The sequence below is a fragment of the Flavobacterium bizetiae genome, assembly GCF_024271895.1.
In the GTDB taxonomy this organism is placed as follows: Bacteria; Bacteroidota; Bacteroidia; order Flavobacteriales; family Flavobacteriaceae; genus Flavobacterium; species Flavobacterium bizetiae.
In genome coordinates this window covers 2,911,983-2,934,896 of the sequence record NZ_CP091861.1, presented here as the reverse complement: position 1 = coordinate 2,934,896, position 22,914 = coordinate 2,911,983, and the positions used below count along the sequence as shown (strand labels likewise).

Below are 22,914 nucleotides of genomic sequence, written 5' to 3'. Positions count from 1 at the left end.
TATTTCTTTTTTGTTATGAATTATAACAGCTTTAAATTCTATTTAAATTGATTTTAAAATAATAAGGTCGCTAAAAATATAAAAAAACAGCTTTGAAACAAAAAAATACTATTTGATTCCCAGTACTTCTTTCGCCAAAGCAATCATTTGGGGCGTTCCCGTATTTTTGTTTTTTTCGTCAGAAAGTTTCACAACACCTTGCCAGTGGGTATTATCCAGCTTAACTTCTGTTAATTTTATAACCATATTCATAGCTGGCAAACCAACATCATTGGTAAAATTGGTACCAATACCAAATGACATTTTTATTTTGTCTTTGCAAAAGTCAGTTATGAGTTTTACTTTATCATAATTTAAGGAATCCGAAAAGACAATTACCTTAGATTTTGGGTCAATTCCCATTTTGGTATAATGCGAAATTACCTTTTGTGCAAACTCAATTGGATCTCCGCTATCATGACGAACTCCATCAAAAAGTTTAGAGTATTTTTTGTCAAATTGTTCAAAGAAAACATCTGTTGTATAAGTATCTGTCAGGGCAATTCCGAGATCACCGCCGTAAACTTGTGTCCAATGTTCGAGGCTAATCAAATTGGCCATTTTAAAACCAAATTGCGCTGCATGAAACATAAACCATTCGTGCGCATGTGTTCCTAACGGACGAATATTATTGACCATTGCAAAATGTACATTACTAGTACCAATAAAGCTTTGCGAGCCATACGCCTGTAAAGTTTCATTGATTAAAATATGTACATCGTAAGAATGACGTCGTCTTGTACCAAATTCTAAAATCGAAACTCCTAATGAATTGTAATTATCAATCTTGTCTTTGGTTAGTTTTTTTATCGCATCGTCGTTCAGTCGAATTAGATGATTTGATTTATAAAAAAGCTCTGAAATTAAAGCCATTAAAGGCACTTCCCATAAAATGGTACGATACCAAAAACCTTCAATCGTAACTTTTATTTCTGACCCTTCCTGACTGATATGAACTTCAGACGGATCGTAATTATAACCTTGTAAAAAATCTAAATAAGTAGGATCCAGATACGGACAAAATTTAGCTAAGTAGTGTTTTTCGCTTTTGGTCAATCGCAAATCTGCCATTGCATTTACTGATTGTCGAAGTAAATCAGCAAAACCTGGCGGAAAAATATGCTTTCCTCTGTTTATAAAACCGTAACGTACTTTTGCTTTTGGAAAAAGTTTTATTACAGCATGTTGCATCGTAAATTTATAGAAATCATTATCTAAAATCGATTTCAGGAAAGTTGTCTCCATACGCATAATTACATTTTAACAGCTCTATTGGCTGTTATCATTAAATCTCATCTTCTTTATGGCTAAGATACATCAATTCTATAAAACAGGAAAATTCTTTAAACTAAACTCTCCAGTATATTTATCTTCGAATTACTTTAAAAGAAACAATACTAAAAGTATCCAGATAAATAGTAATATAATCGCCTATATTTTTATCGTAAGTAATCTGAAATTCTAAACCTCCTCGTTTTTCTTTAGAGTTCTGAATTTTAACGGGTTGATTTCTTTTATTTAAATAGAAAATGACATTTGACTTCGAAACGTTTTTAATTTCAATTGTGATCTTATCACCATACTTAGCTTCAATTATTCCTGAATCCGGGGATTTAATTCTATGATCTCCTGAAATGGTTTTATTATAAATTAATGGTCCGTTTAGAAACTCATTTTTATCTATTTTATTCCCCAAATACAAACCCGAATCCGGAAAATGCTTAGCAAAAAAATAGTCCTGATCTGTGTCAAAATAAACCGGATCAAAATCGCTTACCATTCTTCCTTTACTACTATCGTAATATCCCTGACCCCATGTAACATCTATTAAACGCCACCTTTTATCAATCAAAACAGTATTCCATGCATGATTTGAAGAAGTGTTTTTTCTACCAATATCTGCTAATCTTGTTTTTGAATCTCCTCTAATAATTTCTGACTTTAAGCCAACTAACCCAGCCAAATGCTGAAACAAAGCTGTAAATCCTTCGCAAACTGCTTTCTGGGAATCAAAGGTATTCTGAATCAGTTTATCATTGATTTGTTTGATCTTTCTTTGTTTTTCAGCTTCTGTAGAATAGCTAAAACCTTGCGTTCTTTGCGGTTTTAAAAAAGAAGCATAATCGTATTTTATATTAAGAGCAATCCAGGTATAAATAGCGCGTGCTTTATCTCCATCAGAACTAAAATCGCTCTGAATTTTCTCGGCGAGATCTTCTGTAGAATTAAAATGCTTAGGATATTTAACAACTGCTCTATCAACATCACTGTACTTTTGAGAGTAAGATGAATGCAGAAAACTAAAACTCAGGAAAAGAACTAAAACGGTAATCTTTTTTATGGTCATCGATTAAAAACTAGACTTTATTATGTCTTTTAATTCTTTATCTAACTCCACATTCGAGATTTTATTTTGCTCTAAATCAAAATTCGCATTAAAGGCAGGTAATGAAAATGTACCTTTAATTTCAGCACCATATCTTGGCAAAGCATTACGACCTATTTCTAAAACCGAAGCACCGCCTCTTGTTCCAGGCGAAGTTGCCAATAATAACATTGGCTTTTTCTGAAAAACATCTTTTTCAATTCGAGAAGACCAATCGAATATATTTTTAAATGCTGTAGAATAATTATTATTATTTTCTGCCAGAGAAACAACTAAAATATCTGCACCGGCAAGTTTAGCCAAAAAAGCTTTTGCAATTTCATGCTGACCAATTTCTTTTTCAACATCAACGCTAAACAATGGCATTGCAAAATCATTTAAATCTAAAACTTCAACTTCGGCATTATCAAATAAACCTGCCGCATAAGTTGCTAAGCGTTTATTGATAGAATGCTTACTGTTACTTCCTCCAAAGGCTACTATTTTCATATTTGGTTATTTTTTTTGAGCTTGCTTTTTTTCCACAGATTAAATAATTTTAAATGATTACCTAATTTAATCTGTGAAAATCTTTTAATCTGTGGTTTATATTTTATTTGGCTCTATTTCATAAATCTCTTTTTGAATCTCTACTGAGTATTCATTCGGGTAAATTTTACCTCCGTAAGATTTTGCATATACTTTGGTAAATTCTGCTCCAAAATACAGAATAATTGCCGAATAATACACCCAAACCAAAATAATTATCACAGAACCTGCTGCACCGTAAACAGATGCAACTGTAGAACTGCCCAGATAAAATCCTATAGCAAATTTACCAATCATAAATAATATCGCCGTTACAGTTGATCCTATAAAAGCATCTTTCCATCTTATTTTTCCATCGGGTAATGTTCTGAAGATAATAGCAAAAAGAAGCGTTATACTCGCCAATACAATAACGATGTTTACTACATAGAATAAATAAACCGTACTTTCCGGAAAATATACTTTTAAGCGTGCGCTTAATAAATCTAAAGTGGTGCTTATAAAAAGACTGACAAGCATTAAAAAACCAACCGAAGCGATCATAGAAAATGACATTAAGCGATTTTGAATGAATTTCTTAATTCCTTTATCCGGTTTGGCGCGTAATCCCCAAATAAAATTTATCGAGCTTTGTATTTCGGCAAAAACTCCTGACGCTCCAATTAACAACATAATGATTCCAAAAACAGTTGCAAAAACATTTTCACCAGACAATTGTACATTTTTTATTGCTTCCTGAATCTGAATCGCCGCGCCGTTACCTACCAAACCATTTATTTGTCCGTATAACTCTCCCGTTACAGCCTCTTCACCAAAGAAAAAACCGCAAATCGTTATGATAATAATTAATAAAGGAGGCAACGCAAATATGGTATAATACGATAATGCCGCACTTAACTTAATCGCATTATCATCATTAAATTCTAAAAAGGTATTCTTAAGCAGAAACCATGACTTGGAGAATATATTTTTAATTTTCATTTGCTAATTTTTTGAAATACTCTCAAATTTACGCAATTATCAAAAAATTGAATTCTCGCTTTTAGGAGAAATTTTATATTTTTTCCATGTTGGATGTAACTAAAAATAGCACGCGGATGACACGGATTCGCTAAAGCGAAAACGCGGATTTGGGCGGATTTTTTTTATTCGTTTTCTATAATTAAAAGCAAATCATTTTTCTCAGGAGCTAATCCCGCTATTCGTTACAATCTTTTGTGCTGAACCCCGGCACAAAAGGATTTCCTCTACTATCGGGGCTAGGGCAATCATATTCATAATAATGTTTTCGCCTAATTTGTCATTTCAAAATATAACACGTTTATTTTTAAGCATAAAAAAAACTGCTGAATTTCTCCAGCAGTTTAGTCTATTCTCTATATTCTATATTCTATTCTCTCAAAAAGAAATTATACATTGAAACGGAAATGCATTACATCACCATCTTTTACTACATATTCTTTTCCTTCTACTTTAAATTTTCCTGCTTCTTTTGCTTTTGCCTCAGAACCGTACTGAACGTAATCTTCGTATGAAATTACCTCTGCACGAATGAATCCTTTTTCAAAATCAGTATGGATAACTCCCGCTGCTTGTGGCGCTGTAGCTCCAATATTGATTGTCCAGGCACGAACTTCTTTTACACCAGCAGTAAAGTAAGTTTGTTGTTTTAATAATTTGTAAGCTGCACGAATTAAAACTGACGCTCCCGGCTCTGTTAATCCCATATCTTCAAGGAAAACCTGACGCTCTTCGTAGCTCTCTAATTCTGTAATATCAGCCTCTGCTCCTACTGAAAGGATAATAACTTCAGCATCTTCGTCTTTTACTAATTCACGAACCTGATCTACATATTTATTTCCGTTTACTGCTGAATTTTCATCAACATTACAAACGTATAAAACTGGTTTTGCAGTAATTAACTGAAAAGATTCCATTAAAACCTCTTCATCATTTCCTTGAGGTACAATTGTACGAGCTGATTTAGCTTGCAATAATGCTTCTCTGATTCTGTCTAAAAGTGCTTTTTCTGTTTGCGCTTCTTTATTTCCAGTTTTAGCAGCACGGTTTACTTTTTCTAAACGTTTTTCAACTGTTTCTAAGTCTTTTAACTGCAACTCGATATCGATCGTTTCTTTGTCGCGAATTGGGTTTACGTTTCCGTCTACGTGAACGATATTATCGTTATCAAAACAACGTAAAACGTGAATAATAGCATTACACTCTCTAATGTTTCCTAAAAATTGGTTTCCAAGACCTTCACCTTTACTTGCACCTTTTACCAAACCAGCGATATCAACAATATCAACTGTTGCCATTTGTACGCGTTCTGGTTTTACCAATTCTTCTAACTTGTTGATTCTTGGATCCGGAACGTTTACAACACCAATATTAGGTTCGATTGTACAAAACGGAAAGTTTGCACTTTGCGCTTTTGCATTAGATAAACAATTAAATAATGTTGATTTTCCAACATTTGGTAATCCTACAATTCCTGCTTTCATCTGTTGTTTCTATTTATTTTTTATTAGATCCTGATTCTCTCAGGTCTTATCATCAAGCTTCTACCTTAATATATAGAGCGTTACTTAATGATGTATAATTTATGTCTCGATTTTTTGTTTCTGCCAAAATGATATTTTTTGGCTTTAAAATTTTGCAAATATAAGATTTAATAGCTCGTAAGTGAAGTAAAAATGAGGATTAATGTATTTTAAAATATTACGTTTAAAAAAATTAAACTTTTTATTAATATTTTGTTAAATTATATTACTTTTAACAATGATCAAAACAAAAAATTAAACCAAACTCACAAAACCATGAAAAAGATTGCATTATTTTTATTCTTGCTAAATACGATGTTTCTTTTTGCTCAAAAAGAAATTTCAGGAGCTGTAAAAGACAAGTCCGGTGCGCCTTTGCCAGGTGTGAATGTTCTTGAAAAAGGAACTGCCAACGGCACATCTACTGATTTTGAAGGTAGTTATCGCATAAAAGTGAAAGATGGAGCTACATTAATTTTTAGCTATGTTGGCTATTCTTCGATAGAAAAAAAAGTTATTGGTGACAAAATAGAAGTTACTTTAGACGAAAGCGGCGGTCAAATTTTAAGTGATGTCGTGGTAGTTGGTTCAAGAAATGCAAAAAGAACAGTTGTCAATTCGGCTGTACCTATCGATGTTATTAATGTAAAAGATGTTACAACACAAAGCGGAAAACTGGAAATTAATGAATTACTACAATATGTTGCGCCTTCTTTTAATGCCAATAAACAATCCGGTTCTGACGGTGCAGATCACGTAGATCCGGCTTCTTTAAGAGGTATGGGACCTGATCAGACTTTGGTTTTGATTAACGGAAAAAGAAGACATCAGTCGTCATTGATTAATTTATTTGGAACTCGCGGACGCGGAAACACAGGTACAGATTTGAATGCAATTCCTGCTGCGTCTATTAAACGAATTGAGATTTTAAGAGATGGTGCCGCAGCCCAATATGGTTCTGACGCGATCGCAGGAGTTATCAATATTGTTACGAATGATAATATTAATGAGTTTACCGGAGCGATTACTTATGGCGCGTTTAACACAGATGCAAAAGGTGATTTTCCTGAAGGCACAGCCAATACAAAAAATTTCAGATTAGATAAAAAAGGAAACGGAAACACTTTTGGAAAAAATCAAAATTTTGACGGAGGATCTCTAAAAGTATCTGCCAATTACGGAACGGCAATAGGAACTAAAGGAGGCTACGTTAACGTTACCGGAGAATTCTTAAATAAAAACAAAACATTACGTCCGGGTTTTGATTTTAGAAAAGGTTTTGGAGAAGCTGAAATTCAAGGAGTGAACTTATTTGTAAATCTTGCCATTCCGATTTCTGATAAAACTCAATTTTATGCTTTTGGAGGAAGTAATTTTAGAGATACAGATGCTTACGCATTTACACGAAACGATGGAGAAAGAGTTGTAGAATCGATTTATCCGGGTGGATATACGCCTAGAATTACATCAAAAATAAACGACAATTCGATCGCAGCCGGAATTAGATCAGAGACTTCAGGCGGCTGGAAATGGGATTTAAGCAACACTTTAGGCAAGAACAAATTTCATTATGATATAAAAGGAACCATTAATGCTTCTCTTGAAGATAAATCGCCTAGAGAATTTGATGCCGGTGGTCATAGCTTACTTCAAAACACAACTAATTTAGATGTTTCCAAAAATTACGGTGATATTCTTGGCGGACTTAACATCGCTTTTGGAACTGAATTTAGAGTAGAAAAATTCGAAATTTTTGCAGGAGAAGAAGGTTCTTATGCAACTTACGATACTAACGGAGTACCAATTACCGATCCTAAAACTCAAAGCGCTCCTACAGTTCCAAATCCTGATTACGATCCTACAGATCCAACTTCTTCACCAACTATACCAAGACCAGGAGGTTCTCAGGGTTTCCCGGGATATAGCCCGTTAAACGAAGTAAACAAAAGCCGTACTAACTTTTCTTTATACGCAGATGCTGAATTAGATGTTACTCAGGCATGGATGGTAAGCGGTGCCGTTCGTTATGAAAATTACAGTGATTTTGGAAGTACGGTAAACGGAAAATTTGCTTCGAGACTAAAAATTACAGATCATATTAACTTAAGAGGTTCTGTAAGTACAGGATTTCGCGCTCCGTCATTAGCGCAAATTTATTATAATTTACATTTTACCAACTTTAGTTCTGCCGGTGCAACTGAAGTTTTATTAGCTTCAAATGACAGCGAAATCACAAGATCTTTTGGAATTCAAAAACTAAATGAGGAGAAAGCTATAAATGCATCTTTAGGATTTACAGCTAATTTTGGAGACTTTACCGCAACAATAGATGGTTACTTAATTAATGTAAAGGACAGAATTGTATTAACAGGTTATTTTGATGCGCCTGCTTTAGGAAACAAATCTAAAGCTCAATTTTTTGTAAATGGTGTAGATACTAAAACAAAAGGACTTGATGTGGTTTTGGCCTGGAAAAAAACAATTAACGAAAATAGATTCGGTGCAACTCTTGTGGGTAATATTAATGATATGAAAATTGACAAGGTACATAATGGTACTTTACCTGCAAATCAATTCTTTGGAGAACGCGACAAAGCTTTCTTATTAGCTTCTGCACCGCCAAACAAATTTGGATTAAACCTTAATTATGGCAGAAAATGGTTTGATGCAGGATTGGCTTTTACGAGATTTAGCGAAGTAAAATTACTGGATTACCAAATGGATGAAGATCCTGAAGACTATAGATTAGATCCGTCTGAAACTGATGCACAAGTACTTGCCAACCAAAAGAAAGCTGCAACAGATACTTACGGTGCAAAAATTGTAACTGATTTAACTTTAGGTTTTAAAGTTTCTAAATCGACTAAAATTAGTATTGGTGCCAACAACCTTTTAAACATTTATCCTGATCAACAAGATGACTGGGTAGAAGCCGGAGGATATTGGGATGCTGTACAAATGGGTTTCAACGGAGCTTATTACTACGCGAGACTCGGATTTAATTTTTAATACAATTTAGAGAAAAAGACTTTACTTTTAGATACAAAAAATCCTGAGCGTCAAACTCAGGATTTTTTTATTTCTTAAAGATTACAATTTAAAGCTTAAAATCTAAAGAAGCAATTATTGCTTTTTCCTCATCAGTAGCGGTAAATCCTGAAATGTCCCAGTAATTGGTGAGGATTTTATTTTGTTTATTAAAAAGTGTTTTCTCTTTAAAAACATCACTTTCATTATAGGTAAACTTTTGCTTGTTGAAACTCGTTGTAACAAAACTATTGCGAACCTGAATATTTTTAACTTTATCTTTTAAAGTAAGATTATAAGCTATTTCTTCATTAGAACTTAAAAGATAATAATTCGAATCGTCTAATCTGTAATCTACTTTTACATAAGATTTGGTAATTTTTTTTGACCCAATTACTGGCTTTTCTTCTATTTCATCAACATCTCCAGGAATCAAAACACACGAAAATTCGATAATTAGCTTTTTTACCGGATCGTAAATAACCTCAAATTTATCTGCATCTTTTTTATGCAGCGGCGTAATATTCATTACAAAATAGTCTTTGTTATTAGGATGTCCTTTTATAATAAAATCATATTCGTTTTTTACTTTTGAATCTAAAACAGGATTAAAATACTTTAAGTTCGAATAATTCTCCATAATATTATTGAGATTATAACCTCTTAAATCTGTACTTACATCTGTTTCCAGCAAACCATACGATCTATTTTGTTCGACCAATAATGTAGTTGTGGCTTTTTTATTTCCTGAAAACTGAAAATTTACAAGTCCGTCATTATAATAGGAGTATTTATTATCTAGCATAAAAAATTCTCTTACATATACTTTAAGACGGTAAGGTGTTGTGAGTTTTTGTATGGAGTTTGAAACAACTCTTTGCAGTATTTTTTGCGGATTTTCTTTAGACAAGACAATTTCATCTAATTTATTGTCCTTATTTTGCAGATAAACCACAAATTGATCTTCTTTTAAACTAGCCCAGCGAAGGGTAAGATTCTCATAATTCATTTCTGAAACTTGAACATTCGAAGCTCCGTTTAATAGAAAAGTAACTTTTCCGTCTTCATTACTTAATAAAACCTGTTTGGTTTTAAGTATGACCACCATTGCATTTTCTATAGGCAATTGCGTTTCTATATCTTTTACAATGATAGAATATTCTGTATTTTGAGCAAAACTATTAACGCTAAAACACACAATAATCAAAAGTATCAATCTCTTCATAGGCGTTGTTAAATTTTCAACTAAAGTATTAATTTTTTATCAATAAATTAACATTTAAAAAATAAATCATTATAAATCAACCGAATAACAAATCCTGAAATTTAAAAATTGGAGCAAAAAAAATCCTGAGTTTAGAGCTCAGGATTTATATTTTCTACAAATAAAAATTTATTCACCATGTAAAAACGCTTGTCTGTTCAACAAGGTTTCTTCATCTTCTACGTGATTATCGTCTGGCACACAACAGTCAACAGGACATACAGCAGCACATTGAGGTTCGTCATGAAAACCTTTACACTCTGTACATTTTCCAGGAACAATGTAGTACACTTCGTCAGAAATTGGTGTTTGAGCATCTTCTGCATCAACCTCAGTTCCGTCAGGTAAAATTACTTTTCCTTTAAGACTAGTTCCATCCTTATATCTCCAATCGTCAGCGCCTTCATAAATTGCTGTATTTGGGCACTCTGGTTCACAAGCCCCACAGTTTATGCATTCGTCAGTTATAATAATTGCCATCTCGTTCTTGGTTACATGTTAAAAGTTACAGGCTTTGAGTTTAAAATACCAAAGATTTCATTCTGCTTTGCCTTATAACGTAATATAGCTTATTTTTGTGCAAAATTACAATCAAAACAATTCATAAACAAACATTATGACATTAGAAACAAAAAAAAGTGTTTTTGTTGAATTAGGAAAATTTTTAAGTCAGTTTTCCGAAGAAGAAAATACACGAAATGAATCGGTTTTAGGTAATGACTTGTTTTTTGATGATTTTATAAAACTGATCCTTTTATCTCAATCTCATAACGGATGGTATACACCTGAACAAGTATACTTTGCTATAAAATCATGGGCCGATGCGCTGACCGAAGAAAACATTACGAAATGGCTTTCTCAATACGCTACAGATTTTGCTCAGGATAACAAAACCGAAAAAAACGTCGCTTTAATTTTAGCCGGAAATATTCCGTTAGTTGGTTTTCACGATTTTTTATCGGTATTAATCACAGGAAACAAAGCATTGGTAAAAACATCTTCAAACGATCAGCATTTGTTGCCATTTTTAGCTAAATATTTAGTTTTTGTTGATGAAAGCCTAAAAGATAAGATCACTTTCGTGGAAGGAAAACTGGAGAACTTTGATACTGTAATCGCTACAGGAAGCAATAATACGGCGCGATATTTTGAATATTATTTCAAAGACAAACCGTCTATTATTCGAAAAAACAGAAATTCGGCAGCTGTTTTAAACGGAAAAGAAACACATGAAGAATTAGAAGCTTTAGGCGAAGATATTTTCAGGTATTTTGGTTTAGGATGCCGCAATGTTTCCAAGCTTTTTGTACCAAAAGGTTATTCGTTTGATGCTTTTTTTCAGGCTATTTTTAAATATCAGGACGTTATTCATTACGAGAAATATGCTAATAATTACGATTATAATAAGGCAGTATTTTTAATGAGTAATTTTAAATTATTAGATAACGGATTTTTAACGTTAAAAGAAGATCCTAGTTACGCCTCTCCTATTTCGAGTGTTTTTTATGAATTTTACGAAAACATAGACGAATTACAAGCGCGTCTTGATGCTGATGCTGAACAAATTCAGTGTATCGTGAGCAATGATTTAATTCAAAATAGTATTCCGTTCGGGCAAACTCAAAATCCTCAATTGTGGGATTATGCAGATAACGTAGATACTATAACGTTTTTGTTAACAACAAAGTAAAAATATGTTTAATTATTTCGAATAATTTATCGCTTTTTCAGCTCCTATTGCCGAAATTTGCCTCTTTAAAATTTTCGACTTTTAACAACAACCATGAAAAAACACAACTACAGCGCAGGACCAAGTATTTTACCTCAAGAGGTTTTTGAAAAAGCATCAAAAGCTATATTAAATTTTAATGATTCAGGACTTTCTATTCTTGAAATTTCGCACCGAAGTAAAGATTTCGTTGCCGTTATGGATGAAGCTCGTTCCCTTGCTTTAGAGTTATTAGGACTTACAGGAAAAGGATATCAGGCACTATTTTTACAAGGTGGTGCAAGTACCGCTTTCTTGATGGCTCCGTATAATTTATTGAAAGAAGGTGGAAAAGCCGCTTATTTAGATTCCGGAACCTGGGCAACTGCAGCAATAAAAGAAGCAAAATATTTTGGAGAAACTGTTATCGTAGCTTCTTCGAAAGAACAAAATTATAACCATATTCCAAAAGGATACGAAATACCAGCTGATGCTGATTATTTTCACTGTACTAGTAACAATACTATTTTTGGAACTCAAATGAAAGAATTCCCGGCAACTAACATTCCTGTTGTTTGCGATATGAGTTCTGATATTTTTTCGCGTAATTTAGATTTCTCTAAATTTGATTTAATCTACGCCGGAGCTCAAAAAAATATGGGTCCTGCAGGAACTACTTTGGTAGTGGTAAAAGAAGAAATCTTAGAGAAAAGCGGAAGAACAATTCCAAGTATGTTAGATTACGCTAAACATATTAAAGCAGAAAGTATGTACAATACTCCTCCTGTTTTTGCTGTTTACGTTTCTCTATTGACTTTGCAATGGATTAAAGAAAAAGGCGGAGTTGCTGCTGTTGAGAAATTAAACGACGCAAAAGCTGATTTACTTTATGCTGAAATCGACAGAAACCCATTATTTAAAGGGGCTGCTGCGGTTGAGGATCGTTCTAAAATGAATGTGACTTTCTTATTGAACAACCCGGATCATACAGAAACTTTTGATGCTTTATGGAAAGCAGCAAACATTTCCGGATTGCCAGGACACCGTTCTGTGGGTGGTTACAGAGCTTCTATTTACAACGCTATGCCTATCGAAAGTGTTCAGGTACTGGTTGATGTAATGAAAGCTTTGGAGACTAAAGTTTAGTTTTTTTCGGTTAATCGTTAATTTGTTTAACTGTTTAATCGAAAAAAAATGCTTCCTTTAAAATATCAAAAAAGAAAAATCAAATAGCTGGTTTATCGATTAAACAATTAAACGATTAACCAAATAAACAATAAATACAATGAAAGTATTAGCAAATGACGGAATTTCTAAAAGTGGAATTCTAGCCTTAGAAAAAGGTGGATTTGAAGTTATAACTACAAAAGTAGCTCAGGAACAAGTAGCTAATTTTGTGAATGAAAATAATGTAGATGTAGTTTTAGTGCGTTCTGCAACTAAAGTACGTAAAGATATTATTGATGCTTGCCCTGGACTTAAAATTATTGGTCGTGGTGGTGTTGGTATGGATAATATTGATGTTGATTATGCTAAAAGCAAAGGAATTCATGTAATTAATACACCTGCTTCATCATCAGAATCTGTTGCTGAATTGGTTTTTGGACACTTGTTTTCTGGTGTTCGTTTCTTGCATGATTCTAACAGAAATATGCCTCTTGAAGGGGATTCAAACTTTGATGGTTTGAAAAAAGCTTACGCAAATGGTGTAGAATTAAGAGGTAAAACGCTTGGTATTGTTGGTATTGGTCGTATTGGACAAGCTACAGCAAAAATGGCTCTTGGTTTAGGTATGAAAGTAATTGCTGCAGATAGTTTTATTCCTTCTGTAGATATTAAAGTTGAGTTTTTTGACGGTCAGTCGATTACAACTACGATTGTTTCTCAATCTTTAGAATCTTTATTTAAAGAAGCTGATTTCATTACATTACACGTTCCTGCTCAGGATGGTTACATCATTGGAGAGAAAGAACTGGCAATCATGAAAGATGGTGTTGGAATCGTAAACTGTGCTCGTGGTGGCGTTATTGATGAAGTAGCTCTAGTAAAAGCTTTAGATTCTGGAAAAGTTGCTTTTGCAGGTTTAGACGTTTTTGAAAGCGAACCAAAACCAGAAATGGCAATCTTAATGCACACTAAAATCTCTTTGACTCCACACATTGGGGCTGCAACCGGAGAGGCGCAAGACAGAATTGGTACTGAATTAGCTTCTCAGATTATTACTTTGTTGAGCTAAGAAAAATAGATTAAATTTGATGAAAGGGATTTACTAAGTACCTGTAGTAAATCCCTTTCTTTTTTATACTTTCGCGAATATTTAAAGTATAACGATGAATACACCCCAAAAAAGCTCTGGACGTAAATGGATCATTCAAGTGATTCTAATGGTAATTGCAATTGCTTTGTTCTGTACTTCTATCTTTGGCAATGTGTTTTCGCTTATTATCGAAAAAGAATATTTTATTCCTGAGCAGTCTTCTATTTTTACTTTTACTGAAACGGTTGGCAATGGAGGTTCAAGCGATGTGTGGCGATATGGAGAAGATTACAGCAACTATTATTTCAACCTGAGCACATTTGATAATGCTGTTTTGTTTTTCCCTAAAAAGAACGTTAATAATTGTCCCGGATTTAATCCTGAAGATGTTACGACCTGGTGCAAAGTAAAAGTGCCAAAATACTAAACCTTAACATTGGCTTTAATTTAAGGTCATATAAATAAGGATTTGCACAATTTCTTGAATTTGTCGAACCGAGTAATTAAAAAATAGATTAACTTTAGAGGTATTTATTACAATTTTGTAGTAAATACCTTTCTTTTTATTAAATTTGTCGTCTAATCTAAATCTAAACATTATGTTTGAACAATTAACTCAATTAGTACAACAATACGGAGGCAATGCTGTAGTAAACAACGCTGCAGTTCCTAATGAGCATAACGAAGCTGTTATAAATGAAACCAGTACTTCGATATTTGCAGGATTACAAAAAATTGCTTCAGAAGGTGGCGGCGAACAACTTGCCGGTTTGTTTAGTGGAAAATCTTCTATTGACAGCTCGAATCCTGTTGTGCAGCAAATAACACAACAATTATCCGGAAATCTTGGAGAAAAATTCGGATTAAGCAGCGAGGCTTCATCAGGCGTTGCAGCCAATATGATTCCGCAAATACTAAGTTCTTTGGTTAATAAAGCAAAAGATCCTAATGACAGTAGTTTTCAGATTTCTGATATTATTGGTTCGCTTACTGGAAGCAGCGGACAAGCTTCCGGCATCATGGAAACGATCAATAAATACGGAATGCAATTTGGTTTAGATCAAAACAATGACGGAAAGGTAGATGTAGCTGATGTTCTTGTAGTCACTAAAACAAAAGGTGGAATCGCAGGATTTATTGGGAAGTTGTTTGGAAGTAAATAAACTTCCAGGTTCAAAGGTTCAGAGTAACAAACGGACAAAGGTTTCTTTATAAAATATAAAAGCTGTTTACTTTAGGTAAGCAGCTTTTTTTTGTTTTGAATGTAAGAATGGCAAAGGTTTTGATATTCTAACTTTTAAATAAATTTAAATCTGCAATTACTAATTATAAACTGTTGTTAAATAGCAACATAGTTGATTGATATCTTTGTAAATTTAAGTTTCAAACTAAAAAGTTATGAAAAATTACGTCTACATCTTTATCCTTTTATTTACAATTGTTGCTTGTTCTACCACTTCAAAAAATAATATTGCAAACAATACCAATCCCGGACATACTCCTAAAGTTGCTGTAAATGATACGGTACGTATTGCAAACGATTCTTTAGAATACGAAGTTATTATTATCGACAATGGTTTTAGCACCTGGCTGGCTGCAACGGCGCTTCCGCGTAATTATTATTCTTTATCATATCTTGAAAATAAGAATAATTTGTATGTAACAGAATGGAATAATCGTGTTTTGCAACCACAACGTTACAATCCAAGTTTATACGAAATGAGGATCGATTATCAGCCAAACATTCATTACGGATACGAAGTAAATTACCTTATTTACAATTATATGATTTATTTTCAAAATACTTACAAACAAAAGCTTTACGGCTATGTTCCTATAAGATAATGTTCTTATATTTGTAAATATTGCAAATAAAAATGAATCGATTAAAGAAACGTTGGGGGATTACCTCAAACCTACAAGCCATAATTATATTGATTGTTTTTGCCATCACAGGATCGGCATCTGCATGGTTGTCTAAACCCTTTTGTGTTTTACTGGGCATCACCAAGGAAGATTTTGGCGGATGGTTTACTTTAATTCGTTTATTGATTATTTTTCCTATCTATCAGGTTTTATTGGTTGCCATAGGAACTATTTTTGGTCAATTCCGTTTTTTCTGGAATTTCGAAAAGAAAATGCTTAAAAATATGGGACTCGGATTTTTGTTTAAAGATTAATTGAACTTCTCATTAAGAAATAAAAAAAAATGGCAACTTTTAAGGTTGCCATTTTTTATTTATAAAACTGTTAGATTTTTAATTTTCTCCTTTTTGAAAATAATAAGTATAAATCCACGTAAGTGTAAACGACGGAATTATATCTGTAAACGGCAACGCTTCTTCTATAAAAGTCAATACACTTGCCACTCTACCTACTCTGCCCTTGTACATTCTGGTCATAATAAATGCGGCAACTGGCGCCCAAATTACGTCTGAGAATTCTCCAATCAACGGAATCGAAAAGGATATCATTCCAACACCATCCAAAAGCAAACCCAAAAGGAGTTTTCTGGTTCTATCGTCTGCGTTTATTGTTTTTACTTCCTGCATTTTCATTTCATTTAGATTATTCGAATTTATAAAGAATTGATTGAATTGAACTTATTTATTAGTGCCATTTTCTTTCTTAATTCCCATATAATAAACCCTTTAATTATTCTTTTTTTTCTGTTACTGCAAATAACGCACCAAAATTTCCGTCGGTCTGAATCCAATTTTCTGATGGCGCATAAGCACGCGATACAAATCCATCAAGATACAAAGCATTTTTGCAACCTAAGCTTTTAAAATAATTCGCAAAATCATAAAAATTTATTTCCTTTTTCGACAATACAAAAACTACTTTTCCATTCGGTAAAATCCCTACTCCATTTCGAATATTCAAATTACCCGAGCCTTTATTAAAGTCAGGATGAATTTTTCCGTCAATAACCAACATCGGGCCGGATTGGGTCGCATATGCTATTGTATTATTATTGCGAAAATCTTCTGTTTTACAAATTCCGGCAACTTTTTTTGTTGTCAGATAAAAAACACCATTCGGTTTTAAGTAGAAATTACCCGCTGCTTTTAAGGTATCTAAAGCAACCAGAACCTTTTGTTTTTCGATATAAAGCCCTTGTGGCGAATTATCCTTTTTATACATTCCGCCATTCATGGCAAATTTTAGCGTCAAATTGTCTTTCTCCAGCCAAAGTTTGAGGTTCTGGATACTTCCAAAATTTTCTCTCTTATCATTCTTCCAGTACAATCTTAAATCTTGTTTTTTAAGATCGGCTTTATACACCACAAATTGATCATCAGCATATACTTTGGCACCAATAAAGAGACCAAGAAGTACAATTATCAAAACTAATACCCCAATTTTTGTTTTCATCTTGCTAAATAATTTCTAATAAATGTAGCATAAAATTTCAATACCTATTTAAATAGCTTTCTTCATAAAATTCTGTTACAACCCATTTTTATATCGGCAGAATCTTTGTTTCTTTGTAAAAACAGTTTCAAAATGATTCACGCAAAAAATATACATAAGTTCTACGATAAATTAGAGGTTCTAAAAGGAGTCGATTTGCACATCAAAAAAGGAGAAATTGTTTCTATTGTTGGTGCTTCAGGCGCCGGAAAAACAACCCTTTTACAAATTTTAGGAACACTCGATAAACCGGAAATAAACACCGAATCGTCTCTGACTATAAACGGAGAAAATGTATTAAAATTACAGGATGTAGAAACTGACAATTCTAAACAGGAAAAAACATTCAGATTAATTTCCTGGATAGGCGCTATTTATACCGTAGGATTACTTGCTTTTTTATTATTCTTCAAACTCACCATATTCGACGATATTTTTAGATACATTACCATCGCGGCTTTGTTGCTCCCACTTTTTGTATTAGCAATTTATATGAATCGTTATTTTAAAAAGAAAAGCAAACAAGACAAAGTATTATCTAATTTCCGAAATTTAAATCTTGGTTTCATTTTTCAGTTTCACCAATTATTGCCTGAGTTTACTGCTTTAGAAAACGTTTGTATTCCTGCATTTATGGCAAACAAACCAAAGGCCGAAACCGAAAAAGAGGCTAAAAGAATTTTAGAATATTTAGGCTTATCACACAGAATACATCACAAACCCAACGAACTTTCGGGCGGAGAACAACAAAGAGTTGCTGTAGCAAGAGCTTTAATCAACAAACCTGACGTGATTTTTGCCGATGAACCTTCCGGAAATCTGGACACTCATTCTGCCGAAAACCTGCATCAGTTATTCTTTCAGCTTCGTGATGAATTTGGTCAAACATTTGTGATTGTAACGCATAACGAAGAACTGGCAAATATGGCGGATAGAAAATTAGTTATGGTCGATGGTTTAATTAGTAATTAGAATAAGGAGCTATTCCTGCTGTCCGCCATATCTTTTCCTGGCTAAAGAAGCCAGAAAAAGGATGCCGCTCCCATCAGGGCTAGGGCACCCGAATCACAAGAACTTGCATTAAAATCATGACCCAAAAAGAACTCAAAGAATTTCTCGACGAAAAAGTCATTCAATATAACAATCAGGATTTCATAGACAGTGATCCTGTACAAATTCCGCATTTATTTTCTCAAAAAGAAGACATCGAAATCGCTGGTTTCCTAAGCGCTACGATTGCCTGGGGAAATCGTAAAATGATTATCAAAAACTCCCATCAAATGATGGATTTAATGGGTAATACTCCTTATGATTTTGTCATGTCACATACCGAAGACGACTTAATCCGTCTTGAAGATTTCGTTCACCGAACCTTCAACGGAAAAGATTTTTCAGGATTTATAAAAGGATTACAACACATTTATAAAAATCATGGCGGCCTGGAAGCCGTTTTTGCAAAACATCAGGAAAAAGACAGTTTGCAAAAAAGCATACACGAATTCAAGAAAATATTCTTCGAAATCGATCATTTGCCCCGAACGCAAAAACACATTTCAGATCCGTTAAACAATTCCGCAGCAAAAAGAATCAACATGTACCTGCGCTGGATGGTTCGACAAGATACAAAAGGAGTCGATTTAGGCATCTGGAAAACCATTTCGCCTGCTTTATTATCCTGTCCGCTAGATGTTCATTCAGGAAATGTAGCCCGAAAATTAGGTATTCTTACCCGAAAACAAAACGACGGAAAAGCCCTGAACGAATTAGATCTTAAACTTAGAAAAATGGATCCTCTCGATCCCGTAAAATATGATTTTGCTTTATTTGGATTGGGCGTTTTTGAAGGATTTTAACCCCACTCGCTTTCAAAGAAAAATATAAATTGTGTTACTTTACGGTTACCATCGATTTCAATACGTTTACTAATTCATCCTTCTGAATTAAATAAAATATTTCTACATTTATCGAATGATTAAAACCATTATTGTAGACGATGAATACAACGCGAGAGAGTTTCTGGAAAAACTTTTAACCCGTTATTTTCCTGATAAATTTCTCATTCTCGAGAAATGTGAAAGCGTTGATGAAGCAATTACGGCCATCGAAAAATACAATCCCGAATTAGTATTTCTCGATGTTCAGATGCCTAATAAAAATGGTTTTCAGCTTTTTAAAGAGTTGAATAAAATAAAATTTGAAGTCATTTTTACCACCGCGTATTCAGAATTTGCCATCGATGCTATAAAATGCAGCGCTTTAGATTATTTATTAAAACCAATTAATTATATCGATTTATTAGAGACCATTAAAAAATACGATCAAAAACAAAACAAAGCATCTCAGGAAGAAAAACTACGATTACTTTTAGAAAATATTGATACAGGAGGCTCAGCTTACAACAGGATTGCATTACCAACAGAAAACGGATTTGAGTTGCTAAAAACCAATTCTATCTTATATTGTGAAGCGGATAGTAATTACTGCAAAGTTGTTTGCTTAGACGGTAGAAATATTGTTTTATCTAAAACCTTAAAATATGTCGAAGAGTTGCTTCCGGCTTCTATTTTTCAAAGAATCCATAAATCATATTTAGTAAACCTTAATTACGTTACCCGATTTAATAAAACAAATGAACTCCTTGTTGAACTTAGCAATGGAGAAACTTTGCCTGTCTCTGTTAGAAAAAAAGAAGAATTTATAAATGCTATCATTCAAAAAAAGTAATCTATTATTTATTCTGTTTTTTATTGTTGAGACCACTTTTTCGCAACAATTTCCATCAAAGAATTTTTCTACAATTGATGGACTTCCTAACAATAGTATTTATTCAATATATAAAGATACTCGTGGTATTCTTTGGGTCGGAACTGCAAATGGATTATCAGCCATTCAAAACGGAGGAGTAAAAAATTACTCCACTTCAGACGGTCTAGCGCACAATAGTTGTTGGACTATTACAGAAGATGGCAATCATAATATGTGGTTTGGCAGTCATGGTGGAGGTTTGAGTTTTTATAATGGTAAAAATTTCGAAATCATAAATCAAAAAAAAGGATTGATTAATGATAAAATCAGAAGGCTATTTATCTACAAAAACCTTCTCTACATAGGTACTGAATTCGGGATTTCAGTTCTCGATATTAAAACCCATAAAATTATTTTTAGCCACAAAATTATCGGATCGAGAAACCTCTTTCAGGTCATGGATTTTGTTGAGATAGATTCTCAGATATATTTTGGCACTTTTAATGATGGCTTTTGGCAAGTAGATTTGGCAAAAAAAAGTATCAAATTGATCAATCATAAAGAGCCGGATATTTTTTCAATCCATAAAAAAAGTGATAGTCTTTATATTTGTCATAGTGATCATATCAATAATGCGATAAGCAAGATTAGTATAAAAGATTATTTGTCAAGTAAAGATGCTAATCTGCATTTTGGGAGTAGTGTCTTTTGGAATTTTGCTACAGATAAACGAGGTATAACCTATATTGCAGGCAACGGAATTAACTTTGCAACAGGCGGTATTTATAAAGTAATCAACAATAAAATAATTAATCTTAATGATGCTTTCGGAATTGAAAGTTTTGAAGTTTGGAGTCTATATTATGATGCTAAAACAGACAATCTGTATGTAGGGACAATAAATAAAGGATTGTTTAAAATCGATTTAAAACAAGAAATAAAATATTACCCAGCTTCTTTTCATAAAAAATCAAAATTAGATATTGTTTCTCTTGCAAACTTTAAAGATCAAAACTTAATTTTAAACAAAGCAGGATTACTTTTTCTGAAAAAAAACAAAATCACTACTGAAATATCTAATCAAAAGTTTTACGATTTTGCCCGATTTAGTTTCAGAACAAATCCTAAATTATCACAATACGAATATTTTGTTTCTTTTTCAAAAACCAGATTAGAGGCGTTTGAATTAAGAGGCCTTAAAATTATTAATTCGATTATTTGGGTAAATTCAACTATAGGATTGTTTGGGATAAAGACTGACGGAATAATCAAGGAATATTATCCCTACTCAACCAGTGCTTTTGATTTTACAGATCATAATAAAATAATCTTTCAGGTCGCTTATGGCAAATTTTGTGAAGTTGAAAACTTTAGAACCAATTATGCTTTTAAGCGCTATGAATCTAGTAATTTAAACAATCCAAAAGATGCTTTTGCTATTTTACCATTAGCAGGCAAATACTATGTAGCTTCATCAACTAATGGACTATATAGATATGAAAACGGTAAATTTTATTCGTACTACTTCAATAATGTTTGGAAAGAAAATGAAATCGTACAAATCAAGATCAATGACAAAAAAGAGCTTGTAGTTGCCAATTCATTTGGAGATATTTTTATTATTGATGTTTTAAAAGGTTTTAAAATCATCCATAAAATTGACCGAAAACTATTAAATGGCAATTCGATTTCGTTTATAGAATGTTATCAGGATTATTTATTTATAGGAACAGAAAAAGGATTAAACATATATAAAAATGGTACTGTTCGATTGATTGATGAAGAACAGGGATTAACAGCTAAGACTTTTACTTCGTCAAATATTACAGGAACTATTTTAACGATCGGAACACAAAACGGCTATTTTGAATTTGATTTTAAAGATTATATTGTTTCAAAAAATACTTCGAGAAAGATAAAAATTACGGGAATAGACGTCAATTTTGAAAGTATCAATCAAAATCATTTTAAATGGCTGAGTTATGATTCAGACCAAATAGCACTTCCTTATAATAAAAATACAATATCTATTAGCTTTGAACCTCAAAATGCCCAATATCCTAATAAACTAAAATATCGTTATCAGGTTATAGGATTATCCAATTCTAATTGGAGCAAATGGACAAAAGACAAGACCATTAATTTAACTTATTTACCAAACGGTAATTATATAATAAGATTAGAAACGAAGGATTTATTTTCGGGCGAAATATCTTTAAATGATATATTTAAAATTCAAATAACACCGCCTTTTTGGAAAACATGGTGGTTCTTGGGAGGAAGTTTTGTACTAATTTGCATGTGTGTTTATTTCATTTATATCAATCGTATCCGTGCGGTAAAAAATCAGGAACGTAATAAAGCAGAAATTCAAAAGCGTTTTGCCGAAACTAAAATGGAAGCTCTGCAAAGTCAGATGAATCCGCATTTTATTTTTAATGCTATGAATTCTATTCAGAACTATATTATTGATAATAATACAGATGATGCGTTAATGTATATGGGCGAATTTTCGAAAATAATCCGTCAGACTCTTAATAATTCATCCGCTCAAAGAATTGCATTATCTGATGAAATAGAATATTTGCAATCTTACATAACATTAGAAAATATGCGATTTAAAAACCAGGTTGCATTTGATTTAATTATCGATAAAAATTTAGATTTATTTGAAACTGAAATCCCACCAATGCTTATTCAGCCTTTTGTTGAAAATGTATTTGTTCATGCCTTTGATTCCCGATCTTTAAACCCTAAACTAACTATTTCTTTTAGACAACAAGATAATTATCTTTTTTGTGAGATTATCGATAACGGAAAAGGAGTTCAATCAGGAAACGCAAACAAACTTCATACTTCAAAAGGAATAGATTTAGCAAAAGAACGTATTACTTTATTTCAATCAGATAATTCTAATCCAATTGTTATTTCTTCCAGCCAAAATGAGGGTACCACGGTAATTCTCAAACTTCAAATTCTTTAATTAATTACGATTAATCA

General features: G+C 32.8%; 20 protein-coding genes and 2 pseudogenes. 13 read left to right on the top strand and 9 right to left on the bottom strand.

All coding sequences use genetic code 11. The features are described 5' to 3' along the window. Positions 1–108: 108 nt before the first annotated feature. The 5 genes from pncB to ychF form a co-directional block, all read right to left on the bottom strand. Positions 109–1,284: a nicotinate phosphoribosyltransferase gene (pncB, locus tag L0669_RS12680; RefSeq protein WP_263758059.1), complete on the bottom strand. Its 1,176-nt coding sequence runs from the start codon at positions 1,282–1,284 to the stop codon at positions 109–111. Positions 1,285–1,405: 121 nt separating this feature from the next. Continuing rightward, positions 1,406–2,386 (bottom strand): transglutaminase domain-containing protein, encoded by a 981-nt coding sequence (locus L0669_RS12675; RefSeq protein ID WP_263758058.1) that lies wholly within the window; start codon positions 2,384–2,386, stop codon positions 1,406–1,408. A gap of 3 nt (positions 2,387–2,389) precedes the next feature. Beyond that, the gene (locus L0669_RS12670) at positions 2,390–2,914 is read right to left on the bottom strand and encodes an NADPH-dependent FMN reductase (RefSeq protein WP_173972655.1); all 525 of its coding nucleotides are present in this window, start codon (positions 2,912–2,914) and stop codon (positions 2,390–2,392) included. A gap of 96 nt (positions 2,915–3,010) precedes the next feature. Next, positions 3,011–3,934 carry a YihY/virulence factor BrkB family protein gene (locus L0669_RS12665; protein ID WP_263758056.1) on the bottom strand — a complete coding sequence of 308 codons (924 nt, stop codon included), beginning with the start codon at positions 3,932–3,934 and terminating at the stop codon, positions 3,011–3,013. A 428-nt stretch (positions 3,935–4,362) separates the two neighbouring features. After that, on the bottom strand, positions 4,363–5,457 hold the full coding sequence (ychF, locus tag L0669_RS12660; RefSeq protein WP_173972653.1) for a redox-regulated ATPase YchF: 1,095 nt from the start codon (positions 5,455–5,457) through the stop codon (positions 4,363–4,365). 315 nt (positions 5,458–5,772) lie between these two features. Here ychF and L0669_RS12655 point away from each other — a divergent pair, with 315 nt between their 5' ends. After that, positions 5,773–8,505, top strand: a complete 2,733-nt coding sequence (locus tag L0669_RS12655) for a TonB-dependent receptor (protein ID WP_263758055.1) — start codon at positions 5,773–5,775, stop codon at positions 8,503–8,505. 88 nt (positions 8,506–8,593) lie between these two features. Here the strand turns inward: L0669_RS12655 and L0669_RS12650 are convergent, their stop codons facing one another. Both L0669_RS12650 and L0669_RS12645 read right to left on the bottom strand, forming a co-directional pair. Further along, a complete protein-coding gene (locus L0669_RS12650) occupies positions 8,594–9,748 on the bottom strand; it encodes a hypothetical protein (RefSeq protein WP_263758054.1) in 1,155 nt (384 codons plus the stop codon). A gap of 168 nt (positions 9,749–9,916) precedes the next feature. Further along, complete coding sequence (locus tag L0669_RS12645) at positions 9,917–10,267, bottom strand: 4Fe-4S dicluster domain-containing protein (protein WP_173972650.1); 351 nt, start codon at positions 10,265–10,267, stop codon at positions 9,917–9,919. Positions 10,268–10,403: 136 nt separating this feature from the next. Here L0669_RS12645 and L0669_RS12640 point away from each other — a divergent pair, with 136 nt between their 5' ends. The 7 genes from L0669_RS12640 (at position 10,404) to L0669_RS12610 (ending at position 15,932) form a co-directional block, all read left to right on the top strand. Beyond that, complete coding sequence (locus L0669_RS12640; RefSeq protein WP_263758052.1) at positions 10,404–11,477, top strand: acyl-CoA reductase; 1,074 nt, start codon at positions 10,404–10,406, stop codon at positions 11,475–11,477. A gap of 93 nt (positions 11,478–11,570) precedes the next feature. Then, complete coding sequence (serC, locus tag L0669_RS12635; protein ID WP_263758051.1) at positions 11,571–12,641, top strand: 3-phosphoserine/phosphohydroxythreonine transaminase; 1,071 nt, start codon at positions 11,571–11,573, stop codon at positions 12,639–12,641. Between the two features lie 139 nt (positions 12,642–12,780). Next, entirely contained in the window at positions 12,781–13,731 is a 951-nt protein-coding gene (locus L0669_RS12630; RefSeq protein WP_173972647.1) for a D-2-hydroxyacid dehydrogenase, read from the top strand. Between the two features lie 94 nt (positions 13,732–13,825). Continuing rightward, positions 13,826–14,179 (top strand): hypothetical protein, encoded by a 354-nt coding sequence (locus L0669_RS12625; protein WP_263758049.1) that lies wholly within the window; start codon positions 13,826–13,828, stop codon positions 14,177–14,179. A gap of 172 nt (positions 14,180–14,351) precedes the next feature. Then, entirely contained in the window at positions 14,352–14,915 is a 564-nt protein-coding gene (locus tag L0669_RS12620) for a hypothetical protein (protein ID WP_263758048.1), read from the top strand. 235 nt (positions 14,916–15,150) lie between these two features. Next, positions 15,151–15,597, top strand: coding sequence for a DUF6146 family protein (locus tag L0669_RS12615; protein ID WP_173972644.1), 447 nt, complete (start codon positions 15,151–15,153; stop codon positions 15,595–15,597). Positions 15,598–15,629: 32 nt separating this feature from the next. After that, the gene (locus L0669_RS12610; RefSeq protein ID WP_173972643.1) at positions 15,630–15,932 is read left to right on the top strand and encodes a DUF6787 family protein; all 303 of its coding nucleotides are present in this window, start codon (positions 15,630–15,632) and stop codon (positions 15,930–15,932) included. 78 nt (positions 15,933–16,010) lie between these two features. Here the strand turns inward: L0669_RS12610 and L0669_RS12605 are convergent, their stop codons facing one another. Further along, complete coding sequence (locus tag L0669_RS12605; protein WP_173972642.1) at positions 16,011–16,310, bottom strand: hypothetical protein; 300 nt, start codon at positions 16,308–16,310, stop codon at positions 16,011–16,013. 97 nt (positions 16,311–16,407) lie between these two features. After that, positions 16,408–17,130 (bottom strand): phosphodiester glycosidase family protein, encoded by a 723-nt coding sequence (locus L0669_RS12600; protein WP_263758047.1) that lies wholly within the window; start codon positions 17,128–17,130, stop codon positions 16,408–16,410. 132 nt (positions 17,131–17,262) lie between these two features. On the opposite strand from L0669_RS12600, the pseudogene L0669_RS23710 reads away from it, so the two are divergent. The 5 genes and pseudogenes from L0669_RS23710 to L0669_RS12580 form a co-directional block, all read left to right on the top strand. Continuing rightward, positions 17,263–17,484: pseudogene (locus L0669_RS23710) on the top strand (ATP-binding cassette domain-containing protein); the annotation flags it as partial. A gap of 207 nt (positions 17,485–17,691) precedes the next feature. Then, positions 17,692–18,141 (top strand): annotated as a pseudogene (locus L0669_RS23705) (ABC transporter ATP-binding protein); the annotation flags it as partial. A 116-nt stretch (positions 18,142–18,257) separates the two neighbouring features. Next, positions 18,258–19,022 (top strand): TIGR02757 family protein, encoded by a 765-nt coding sequence (locus tag L0669_RS12590; protein ID WP_263758045.1) that lies wholly within the window; start codon positions 18,258–18,260, stop codon positions 19,020–19,022. A gap of 115 nt (positions 19,023–19,137) precedes the next feature. After that, positions 19,138–19,893 (top strand): LytR/AlgR family response regulator transcription factor, encoded by a 756-nt coding sequence (locus tag L0669_RS12585; RefSeq protein WP_263758043.1) that lies wholly within the window; start codon positions 19,138–19,140, stop codon positions 19,891–19,893. Continuing rightward, entirely contained in the window at positions 19,871–22,897 is a 3,027-nt protein-coding gene (locus L0669_RS12580; protein WP_263758041.1) for a sensor histidine kinase, read from the top strand. Before L0669_RS12585 ends, L0669_RS12580 begins: the two co-directional genes overlap by 23 nt. Positions 22,898–22,914 lie beyond the last annotated feature (17 nt).

What these genes read in the sequence shown, in the direction of transcription:
- pncB (WP_263758059.1), bottom strand. Translation starts at nt 1,284, where the DNA reads ATGGAGACAACTTTCCTGAAATCGATTTTAGATAATGATTTCTATAAA.
- L0669_RS12675 (WP_263758058.1), bottom strand. Translation starts at nt 2,386, where the DNA reads ATGACCATAAAAAAGATTACCGTTTTAGTTCTTTTCCTGAGTTTTAGT.
- L0669_RS12670 (WP_173972655.1), bottom strand. Translation starts at nt 2,914, where the DNA reads ATGAAAATAGTAGCCTTTGGAGGAAGTAACAGTAAGCATTCTATCAAT.
- L0669_RS12665 (WP_263758056.1), bottom strand. Translation starts at nt 3,934, where the DNA reads ATGAAAATTAAAAATATATTCTCCAAGTCATGGTTTCTGCTTAAGAAT.
- ychF (WP_173972653.1), bottom strand. Translation starts at nt 5,457, where the DNA reads ATGAAAGCAGGAATTGTAGGATTACCAAATGTTGGAAAATCAACATTA.
- L0669_RS12655 (WP_263758055.1), top strand. Translation starts at nt 5,773, where the DNA reads ATGAAAAAGATTGCATTATTTTTATTCTTGCTAAATACGATGTTTCTT.
- L0669_RS12650 (WP_263758054.1), bottom strand. Translation starts at nt 9,748, where the DNA reads ATGAAGAGATTGATACTTTTGATTATTGTGTGTTTTAGCGTTAATAGT.
- L0669_RS12645 (WP_173972650.1), bottom strand. Translation starts at nt 10,267, where the DNA reads ATGGCAATTATTATAACTGACGAATGCATAAACTGTGGGGCTTGTGAA.
- L0669_RS12640 (WP_263758052.1), top strand. Translation starts at nt 10,404, where the DNA reads ATGACATTAGAAACAAAAAAAAGTGTTTTTGTTGAATTAGGAAAATTT.
- serC (WP_263758051.1), top strand. Translation starts at nt 11,571, where the DNA reads ATGAAAAAACACAACTACAGCGCAGGACCAAGTATTTTACCTCAAGAG.
- L0669_RS12630 (WP_173972647.1), top strand. Translation starts at nt 12,781, where the DNA reads ATGAAAGTATTAGCAAATGACGGAATTTCTAAAAGTGGAATTCTAGCC.
- L0669_RS12625 (WP_263758049.1), top strand. Translation starts at nt 13,826, where the DNA reads ATGAATACACCCCAAAAAAGCTCTGGACGTAAATGGATCATTCAAGTG.
- L0669_RS12620 (WP_263758048.1), top strand. Translation starts at nt 14,352, where the DNA reads ATGTTTGAACAATTAACTCAATTAGTACAACAATACGGAGGCAATGCT.
- L0669_RS12615 (WP_173972644.1), top strand. Translation starts at nt 15,151, where the DNA reads ATGAAAAATTACGTCTACATCTTTATCCTTTTATTTACAATTGTTGCT.
- L0669_RS12610 (WP_173972643.1), top strand. Translation starts at nt 15,630, where the DNA reads ATGAATCGATTAAAGAAACGTTGGGGGATTACCTCAAACCTACAAGCC.
- L0669_RS12605 (WP_173972642.1), bottom strand. Translation starts at nt 16,310, where the DNA reads ATGAAAATGCAGGAAGTAAAAACAATAAACGCAGACGATAGAACCAGA.
- L0669_RS12600 (WP_263758047.1), bottom strand. Translation starts at nt 17,130, where the DNA reads ATGAAAACAAAAATTGGGGTATTAGTTTTGATAATTGTACTTCTTGGT.
- L0669_RS12590 (WP_263758045.1), top strand. Translation starts at nt 18,258, where the DNA reads ATGACCCAAAAAGAACTCAAAGAATTTCTCGACGAAAAAGTCATTCAA.
- L0669_RS12585 (WP_263758043.1), top strand. Translation starts at nt 19,138, where the DNA reads ATGATTAAAACCATTATTGTAGACGATGAATACAACGCGAGAGAGTTT.
- L0669_RS12580 (WP_263758041.1), top strand. Translation starts at nt 19,871, where the DNA reads ATGCTATCATTCAAAAAAAGTAATCTATTATTTATTCTGTTTTTTATT.